The sequence below is a fragment of the Oscillatoria sp. HE19RPO genome, assembly GCF_024220515.1.
In the GTDB taxonomy this organism is placed as follows: Bacteria; Cyanobacteriota; Cyanobacteriia; order Cyanobacteriales; family Laspinemataceae; genus Laspinema.
Map to the genome: position 1 here is coordinate 1 of NZ_JAMXOT010000289.1, position 9112 is coordinate 9112.

Genomic DNA, 9112 nt, shown 5'->3' on the forward strand with positions numbered 1-9112 from the left:
CAACAAATAAATCATCCTTGCTTTGATGCGATCGCACCTAACAAGGCTCTTTTAGCCCGCGCAGGCACCGCTTTGTCCTGTGAGCCTCCAGGCTTGAGCCTGCGGGTTTTTTGAAGGTTTTATTTTTTGGAGTTCCCTAACCCGCAGCCGTCGCTAGTTTTTCCAAGGTTTCCAGTTTCGGAATGGACTTGCCCGATTCAATTTGGGCAATTTGCGATCGCTTCATGCCCACTCGTTCGGCAAATTCTCTCTGATTGAGTCCGGTAGAAGCTCTAATGGCGATCGCTCGATTAGCCCGTTCAAATTCATCCTCTAAAGCATCGTATTCGGCTTTTACTTCTGGGTTGGCTAAAACTTGATCGCGAATCGACTCCCAGGTAATCGGTTGCTGTTTCATGTTTAGGCTTATTTTTATAACTGACTATTTCTTGATTCCATGACTGCTATCATAACTACACTAAAGTGTCTCCAATCTAAAAAAAATTTTATAGTTAGCTCCCCTCTATGCGCTGCCTCCCCTACAATAGAAAACCGATCGCATCGCATCCCCCCTAATATTTCACCCCATGCATATCCTCGCCCTCTTGTCAACTCTGTTGATTGCTCAAGCTCAACCGGCACCGGAACCCCAGGAAATTGTTCAACCCCAAGAAGTTCGCCCCTTACCGGGCGGCCTGGATAATGTGCCGATGTTTAATAGCAACAGTCCCGAAAAAATCGGCAGCGAAGGCATTTTACTCTCCACCTTCCCGCCCGATCGCAAAGCATTTCCTTCGGCCCATCTTAACTTCCCCTTTCAAGGTCGCTTTGACATCTTTGCTCATCATGTCTTTGGCGATCGACAACTCGATGATTTAACCCCCATGTATGTGGGAATTCTTGTCCATAATCCCACCGATGAACCTGTTACCCTAAATATCCTCCAGGGGGCAAGTTATCTCTCCCAACCCGATGCGCCGTTTGTTCAATTGCCGCCCTTTGTCGCCAATCCTCGGGGGGAGGTTTTTGCGGGACCTGGGGGGCGGGTGGCCAATGAAATCTTGCGGGGACAGCGCCAAGATATCTGGCCCGCGCAACTGGTGATTCCGCCCCAGTCGAGTCAAATGTTGATGAATCTTCCCATTCCAGTCCGCACCTTAGAACCGCCTCTGAATGGTCGTTCTACCTTACTGCGGTTATCTAGTAGTGGGCGAGTCTATGTGGCGAGTTTGGCGATGTATGCGAGGCAGGATGCTAATGGGAATGAGCGATCGCCGACTCTGGAGGAATGGCAACAGCTTTTAGAAACCGCAGATGTGGCAACTCCGCGCGATCGCACTCCCACTCCCCCAGACCAAACCGAGGGCCAACGAATCTATGGTCGAGTCGCAGGAGTGTCCCAGGGGTCTACTTGGGTGGGTCAATTGGTCGATCGCCCGGATATTCAAGGGTTGAGTATTCCTTCCTCGGGAGAAAGCTTTTCTTATGCGATCGGCACCTTACCCGGTGGACAATTGGGAACGGATCAATCCCAAAGTGCGCCCATGTTGGTCCGCTACCCAGATACGGCCTATTCTGCTCATGGGAACTATGCCCTAGAATACCGTTTACGTTTACCTTTGATTAATGACACGAATGCCACAGAAACCGTGACGGTGAGTTTACAGACGGCGTTGAAAGAAGAGACTTTAACTCAACCCGGGTTACGGTTTTTAGAACCCCCAGGACCCCAGGTATTTTTCCGAGGAACAGTGCGGGTTCGCTATACCAATGATTTGGGAGTGCCAACCACGCGCTATTGGCATTTGGTGCAGCGTCGCGGACAGATGGGGGAACCGTTGGCGACGTTGGAAATGCCCCCGGGTAGTCGCCGTCTGGTGGAGGTGGATTTGATTTATCCCCCGGATGCCACCCCACCTCAAGTCCTCACGATTCAGTCTCGCTGAGTCGGGGATCAAGGCTTCAGTCTCTCATTCAGTGTGATTAATCATGCACTAAATTCGTGAAGTTTATGAGTCAAAAGAGGTGGCGGCGATCGCGCCTCTTTTGCCCTAGACAGAAGGAGTTAAGCTGTGATACAAATCACGAAGAGTCCGGATGAATATCACAGCCTATTTTTCTTTAGATCACTGGATATTCCCGGGTTTGAGTTAATACTTAGAGTATCACTTTTATATTGGTCGTGATACCAGTTCACGCTATGCTTTATCAATCCAGAATTTCAGACGTATTTTTTCAAGCCTGGAAAGCCGGTTATATTACCCGGTATGAACACACCCAACTCATTAACGTTGGATTAGTAACCCGACTGAATGAAGAAGACCGCGCAGCCCTCCATCGCCTATCTCATGCGATTAAGCGCGGATGGCTGGAAGTTATTGATTAAGTCTTAAATGGTTTAGTTCAATGGGGTATTTTATAATCCTTCTGGAGTGACTAAGCCTTTTCGATTTGTCCGGTTTTAGTAAAACCTTTGCTTCCGATTTTTTTCGATTTATTCTAGGTCTAACTATCCTGTTTATTTGTGCGATTTTTTACCGATTTTATACCAAATCCGGGTATGAAAAGTCGTTTTTATGGAGTAGCCCGCGCAGGCGGGCTTTGTCCGCAAACGCCCCACCCTTGAGGGTGCGGGTTTTTATAGACCTTTGACAACCGGATTCCGTATTAGGTCTGGAAAAATTGATTAAAAAACCGGCACCCTTAAGGATGCCGGTTTTTTACAGGCTGTTTCAAGTGGGAACTAGACCGTTGAGATCCACCCGTTTCAGGTTTGGAGACCGTCGGGGTGAATCGAGGGATTAAAAATGGGTCACCGGGGGCTCGAACCCCGAACCAACGGATTAAGAGTCCGATGCTCTACCATTGAGCTAGTGACCCAGATTAATCAGAATAACATAGTTTGAGGGGTGAAGTCAAGAGGCCAATTCCCATCTTAGGCGACTGCACTGATGGGGTTGGGACGGGTTAAAAAATCATGGTCTTTGAGGAGTTTGTAAAGATTGACATCAGTTTCGAGTAAACAAGCATGACCGCTATCCGGTAATAAGACTTGTTTGGCGTTGGGAATGGAATAGGTTAAGCGGGTCGCTTCGGAAACCGAGGGTAAGAGCCGATCGCCCGTACTCGCGATCGCCAAGACTGGTTGACGGATGCGGCTTAACTCATGAGAGTCCATTTCAAACTCTCGGAGTAAATTGACCCGCCAAGTGCTAGTAGGCTGGGGAACGGACTGCATCGCTGCTAACAAAGCATTGCGTTCTGAGCGGGCGATGCGACCGAGGGCGGCTAAAAAGGGTAATAAACCCATGACCGATAAGGCATAGATGGGGGGGGGTAACCATCCGGTCAAGTGGGAGCCAAAATGGAGCCAAGCTTGGCCCATAAAACAAGAGGCGGGATTGATTAAGATGAGGCGATCGAACAGTTCTGGGGCATCGATGGCAATTTTCAGGGCCAAGCAACCGCCAAAGGACTCGCCACAGAGATAAACCATATCCGGGCGACTGCGCCGAAATTGAGCGCGCAATAAACCCACAACTTTTTCGGTCAATTGGTCCCAAGAGGATAAATCATGGGCAGGCATGGCTAGACATTGGATATTAAAGGCGTTAGAGAGACCTTTATTAAGTTGCGATCGCAGGAGTTCCCCGGTCCCATCCATGCCCGGTAAATAAACGAACAATGGTAAGTCAGGTTGGAGAGTCGAGGGGGTTAAAAAATGAAACCTCTCGTTAAAATTGTGGATCAGTGAACCCATATCTTTCTTCCCTAAAATTCTGCATTTTAAACCCCGTTTAATAACAGCCTTGGCGGAGTAAACCGGCAATTTCTTCCCGGCAGCGATCGGTAATTTCATTCACCAACCGTTTTCCCGATTTACCGGGATAGCCCTGTTTTTGCGCCGGAGTCATCCAATAGGGGCGACCGACGAGGAGATTAACGCGACGATAAATCACCATTGGGTGAAATCCGTCTTGTTGGAAATGAGGTTCAGTGGGGTCAAAGAGACTCAACATCCGAACGGGGAGACCGGAAAGCACTTGTTCTTCCATTGAGGCGATCGCCACCGGCACGATCGCCAGTTCCGACACCTTGGCACTCAGGGCTAAATGGGCGAACCCGCGATGAAACTCCCCAACTTCTGACGGGGGGGTTAACTGGACCATTGGGGTTGCGCCTTCGGGAAAGACTCCGATCGCCGCTTGTTGTTGTAGCAGCTTGCTCCCCTGACGAAAAAAACGATGCTGTTGTGGCCCGTATGATTCTAAGACCAAGCAGCCCAACTCGGTGACAAATTCTCGTAACAGGGGGACTTGGCCCATATAGTGATGGCAGGCAAAGTGGATCGAGCGTCCTGTTCCGGCCATCAGTAAGGGGGCATCCATAAAGCTGCGATGATTGCTCACGATCAGCGCGGCACCTTCTTGGGGAATGCGATCCCGGTAGTAAAGAAAGGTGCGCGTGCCAAAGGCGCTGAGAAACCCGTGGGAAATTTGCAGTGGCCTATCTTCTAATGACATTTTCACCGACGCGATCGATTAACAGCCTGGGGAAATTTTAGAAATTCCCAGCAGCTTGACCTTTCTGAGAGGTTTTGTAAACAATTATAAAGTAAAAATCAGTTGGGTTGGATTCCAAACCGCCAGAATTCTCAGCCCCAACCAGTCATTCTGGGTCCTGAAGTACCCCGATGTGTCAGGGTGGAGGGGAAACAAAGCTTTCAGGTTTTGGGGTCAGGATGCCCTGGAAATTTGCCCCCAGAATCAACGGGGTGCAACCGCACAAGGGGGTGATTAGGCGGGGATCAAGCCAATTGGGTCCGGTGTTCTAAAACTGGACTGAAAGAAGGCCGCACCCCAGCGGTTTCCGGAAGCAATCTTTCTGCTTTTTTGATAAAAAAAGGGCAGAGACCGGGGCAGTTCAAAATCGCCGATCGCCGGATAACCTATTTCCGAATCGCCCTTGGTGGGGGTGTCCTTCCTGGATAATCTATAGAAAATCTTTAAAAATCTAAGCAATAACAGTCAACAATTTTTATAAAATCTTTATATCTTAGAGGCATACCTCCCTGGAAAACCCCGGAATTGGGGTAAAATTTTTGTTAAATGTCGAGTAGAATGGAAGTTTGCCGTCCCTCATGTTACCATCGAAATAAAAGAATGGGGGTCGTTTTTAACCGAATCCATGAACTCTACCAAGACCAGTAAAAACACATTTGCTATTACAACACCGCTTTACTATGTGAACGATTTGCCTCACATTGGCAGCGCCTATACCACGATTGCTGCCGATGTTGTGGCGAGGTTTGAGCGACTTCGGGGAAAATCAGTCCTGCTGATTACCGGAACCGATGAACATGGGCAAAAAATAGAGCGGACTGCAGAAGCATTGGGGCGATCGCCCCAAGAACACTGCGATACAATTGCCGCCGGATTTGACCAATTATGGCAAAAACTGAACATTGCCTACGACAGGTTTAGCCGAACGACCAATCCCCGTCATGGAGCGATCGTCAAGGAATTTTTCCAGCGCGTCTGGGACAATGATGACATTTATTTAAGCCAGCAAACAGGGTGGTACTGTGTCGCTTGCGAAGAATTTAAAGACAAACGTGAGTTGCTAGAAGATAATCGCTGTCCGATGCATCCCAACCGGGAAGTTGAATGGCGCGATGAGCAAAATTACTTTTTTCGCCTTTCCAAATACCAACCCCAACTAGAAGCCCTTTATCAAGAGCGTCCTGATTTTATTCGGCCCGAAATTCGACGGAATGAAGTTTTGAGCTTTGTTCAACAAGGACTGCAAGATTTCTCCATTTCTCGGGTCAATGTGGCTTGGGGCTTCCCAGTGCCGGTGGATCCAAAACAGACCCTTTATGTGTGGTTTGATGCCCTATTGGGATATGTGACGGCCCTGCTAGACCCGGATCAAGAACCCACCCTGGAGAATGCCTTATCAAAATGGTCGCCGATTAATCTGCACTTGATTGGGAAAGATATTTTGCGCTTTCATGCCGTGTATTGGCCTGCCATGCTCATGTCCGCAGGAGTTCCCGTTTCCGGTGGGGTGTTTGGACATGGGTTTTTAACGAAAGACGGTCAGAAAATTAGCAAAACTTTGGGTAATATTATCGACCCATTGGATTTAGTGGAACGGTACGGATCCGATGCGCTGCGTTACTACTTTCTGAAAGAAATTGAATTTGGACGGGACGGGGATTTTAACGAAACGCGATTTATTAATATTCTCAATGCCGATCTCGCCAACGACTTGGGGAATTTATTAAATAGGACCCTGGGCATGGTGAAAAAGTATTGTCAAGGTCAGGTGCCGCAGGTGAATCCCGAGGAAATTGGCGATAACAATGGGTTAAAAGCAGCGGGGGTAACTTTAGGCGATCGCGTCACCCGTGCCTATGAGGGCCTGCAATTTAGCCAAGGATGTGAAGAGATTCTGTCCTTGGTGCGAGGGTGTAACAAGTACATAGACGAACAAGCACCCTGGAAACTCTATAAGCAGGGGGAACAGCAGGCCGTTGAGGAAGTGCTCTATGCTGTTTTAGAATCCGTGAGGCTCTCGGCGTACTTACTCTCTGCGATCATTCCGAATATCAGCACTGCGATTTATCAGCAACTGGGGTATTCGATTGATTTTAATGACCAAACCTCGATCGTGAGTGCGCTGAACTTTCCGACTCATTCGAGTTGGGGCATTCTCAGCAGCGATCTCGTGCTTGCAGAAGCCAAACCCGTCTTTGCTCGCCTGGAGTTGAGCAATCAGGCTTCTTCATAGGTGGGCGATCGCCAATGTCAATCCAAAAAGAACGAGTAGAATTATCCAGTATCGGGGGTGGGGTTACAGAGGGGTCCCCACCCCATTGCCAAAGATAAGGATGATCGGGGCGTTAGGGCAGCGTTCCGGTATATCATCAATGGCCTGATGTTCACCGGGTTCAGGTGACAACCAGGCGATTCCCTCTATCATAGATAATATGAAAAATCAATTTTCCGATAAAAAAACTGAGGAATAACAACCATGTTGCATCATCATCCAGAAAACAACAACATATTTACCCCCGAACAGGTTTTAGAAAATCGCGGTCGAGTTGCCATTTTTATTGATGGCTCCAATTTGTTTTATGCCGCTTTGCAGTTGGGAATCGAAATCGACTATACCAAGCTGCTGTGTCGCTTAACTGCCGGTTCCCGTCTGCTACGCTCTTTTTTCTATACCGGGGTCGATCGCACCAATGAAAAACAACAGGGATTTTTATTATGGATGCGGCGCAATGGCTATCGGGTGATCTCCAAAGATTTAGTTCAGCTTCCGGATGGCTCTAAAAAAGCCAACTTGGATGTAGAAATCGCTGTCGATATGATGGCATTAGTCGGGTCTTATGACACTGCCGTGTTAGTCAGTGGAGATGGAGACCTCGCTTATTCCGTAGATGCGGTCAGCTATCGCGGGGTGAGAGTAGAAGTCGTTAGCCTCCGTTCCATGACCAGCGATAGTTTAATTAACGTCGCCGATCGCTATATTGACCTAGAATCCATCAAAGAAGATATCCAAAAAACACCCAGACAACCGAACTATACCTACCGCCCCCTTTCCAGTATTGGGATGATGGATGATGTGGAAGACCGCTAAATCCTTGTGGATTCAGACATCAACCCTACCTATTTAAAAGTGAAAAATTCTGGTTTTTTCCTTTTGCTTTTATACGCCTTACTGGGACTGGGTTTACCCAGTTGTGCCTTCTTTCAAAAGGGCGATACTCCAGTGGTCACCGAGCCAGAAGAAGGGCAGGATCAAGCATTAACATTTAACGATGTCACCCTCGAACAGGCCAATGCTGAGGGGGAAATCGTTTGGAAGGTGCGATCGCCCTTGGCTCGGTATAATGATGAACAGAAAATTACCTATTTAGAGACACCAACCGGAGAACTGTTCCAGGAAGGTCAACTGGTTTATCAGATCCAGTCCAAAAAGGGGCAGGTGCATGGGGACGGCTCGAAAATTGTCCTCCAGGATGACATTGTGGCCACGGAACTCAAAAATCAAGCCGTAATCCGTGCTCAGGAATTAGAATGGTTACCCGCAGAGGATTTGCTGATCGTTCGCAATAACGTCAACGGCAGCCATCCGGACTTGGAAATTACCGCCAATGAAGCAAGGCTGCAAAGCAAAGCCCAACGCATGGAACTGGTGGGGAATGTTGTTGCCACAACGAAGAAAAATCCCGCCTTACAGATGCGTTCTGGGGCTGTGGTGTGGCAGATGGAGACGGACCAAATCATCAGCGATCGCCCGGTGGAAATCGACCGTTATCTGTGTGCAAATCCCCAAAATTGTCCTGCCAGTGACAAGGCCGTTGGCGATCGCGGTGAACTGAACCTAAAAACGAATGTCGTAACCCTAGAACAACAAGTTCAGATTACCTTGAGTGAACCCCCACTGACGATCAACAGTGACTTGATGCGGTGGAATATTGACGCTCAACAGGTCACCAGTGAACGTCGGGTCACCATCGTCCATCCCAAGCAAACCTTGACCTTAATGGGCGATCGCGGCACCCTGGAACTAGAATCTTCCATCATCTCTTTATTCGGAAATGTTACCGGGGTCCGTCAGGTCCCCTCATCAGAGTTTAAAGCCGATCGCATGACTTGGGTGATTCCCACTGAAGAGTTCCAAGCCGAAGGCAATGTCTTTTATCGCCAAGCGGACCCCCCATTTACAGTCACAGGACCCAAGGCAGTGGGCAAACTTCAGGACCAAACTATTGTGGTGACGGGGGGCGATGTGGTCACCGATGTAGTTCCTTAAAGCCTCGTTTCAGGACAGGTGATCCACCGGGTTTCTTGAAAAATCTCGGCTCCGGAATAACGTTCTGTGGGCTAGGAATCCGGTTTCTGCTCCCTGATACCAAATCCGGGTATGAAAAGTCGTTTTTATGGAGTAGCCTGCGTAGGCAGGCTTTGTCTGTATAGCCCCAGGCTTGAGCCTGTGGGTTTTTACTTTGACAACTAAAACTGTATCCAGTCCTAATACCAAATCCGGTTTTTAAAGGTCTATTAAAACGAATTGTAGGGGCGCTTCGGGAAGCGCCCGTGGAGGCGCTTCCCGAAGC

At 48.6% G+C, this 9112-nt stretch carries 8 protein-coding genes and 1 tRNA gene; 5 read left to right on the top strand and 4 right to left on the bottom strand.

The annotated features are described in order from the left end of the window. Positions 1 to 136: 136 nt before the first annotated feature. The gene (locus NG833_RS23450) at positions 137 to 397 is read right to left on the bottom strand and encodes a helix-turn-helix transcriptional regulator (RefSeq protein WP_254567693.1); all 261 of its coding nucleotides are present in this window, start codon (positions 395 to 397) and stop codon (positions 137 to 139) included. Positions 398 to 572: 175 nt separating this feature from the next. Here NG833_RS23450 and NG833_RS23455 point away from each other — a divergent pair, with 175 nt between their 5' ends. Then, a complete protein-coding gene (locus tag NG833_RS23455) occupies positions 573 to 1925 on the top strand; it encodes a DUF3370 domain-containing protein (protein WP_375293941.1) in 1353 nt (450 codons plus the stop codon). A gap of 254 nt (positions 1926 to 2179) precedes the next feature. Next, positions 2180 to 2365, top strand: coding sequence for a hypothetical protein (locus NG833_RS23460; RefSeq protein WP_015146670.1), 186 nt, complete (start codon positions 2180 to 2182; stop codon positions 2363 to 2365). A 422-nt stretch (positions 2366 to 2787) separates the two neighbouring features. Here the strand turns inward: NG833_RS23460 and NG833_RS23465 are convergent. The 3 genes from NG833_RS23465 to NG833_RS23475 all read right to left on the bottom strand — a co-directional run bounded on the left by NG833_RS23465 (position 2788) and on the right by NG833_RS23475 (position 4502). Further along, positions 2788 to 2859 (bottom strand) — tRNA-Lys (locus tag NG833_RS23465). A gap of 55 nt (positions 2860 to 2914) precedes the next feature. After that, on the bottom strand, positions 2915 to 3739 hold the full coding sequence (locus NG833_RS23470) for an alpha/beta fold hydrolase (RefSeq protein WP_254567695.1): 825 nt from the start codon (positions 3737 to 3739) through the stop codon (positions 2915 to 2917). Positions 3740 to 3776: 37 nt separating this feature from the next. Further along, the gene (locus tag NG833_RS23475) at positions 3777 to 4502 is read right to left on the bottom strand and encodes a 1-acyl-sn-glycerol-3-phosphate acyltransferase (protein ID WP_254567696.1); all 726 of its coding nucleotides are present in this window, start codon (positions 4500 to 4502) and stop codon (positions 3777 to 3779) included. A gap of 664 nt (positions 4503 to 5166) precedes the next feature. Between NG833_RS23475 and metG the strand changes: the two genes are divergently transcribed. The 3 genes from metG (at position 5167) to lptC (ending at position 8808) form a co-directional block, all read left to right on the top strand. After that, positions 5167 to 6774: a methionine--tRNA ligase gene (gene metG / locus NG833_RS23480; protein WP_254567697.1), complete on the top strand. Its 1608-nt coding sequence runs from the start codon at positions 5167 to 5169 to the stop codon at positions 6772 to 6774. Between the two features lie 243 nt (positions 6775 to 7017). Further along, positions 7018 to 7629 carry an NYN domain-containing protein gene (locus NG833_RS23485; protein ID WP_015146666.1) on the top strand — a complete coding sequence of 204 codons (612 nt, stop codon included), beginning with the start codon at positions 7018 to 7020 and terminating at the stop codon, positions 7627 to 7629. Between the two features lie 39 nt (positions 7630 to 7668). Beyond that, positions 7669 to 8808, top strand: coding sequence for an LPS export ABC transporter periplasmic protein LptC (lptC, locus tag NG833_RS23490; RefSeq protein ID WP_254567698.1), 1140 nt, complete (start codon positions 7669 to 7671; stop codon positions 8806 to 8808). The last annotated feature ends 304 nt before the right edge of the window (positions 8809 to 9112 follow it).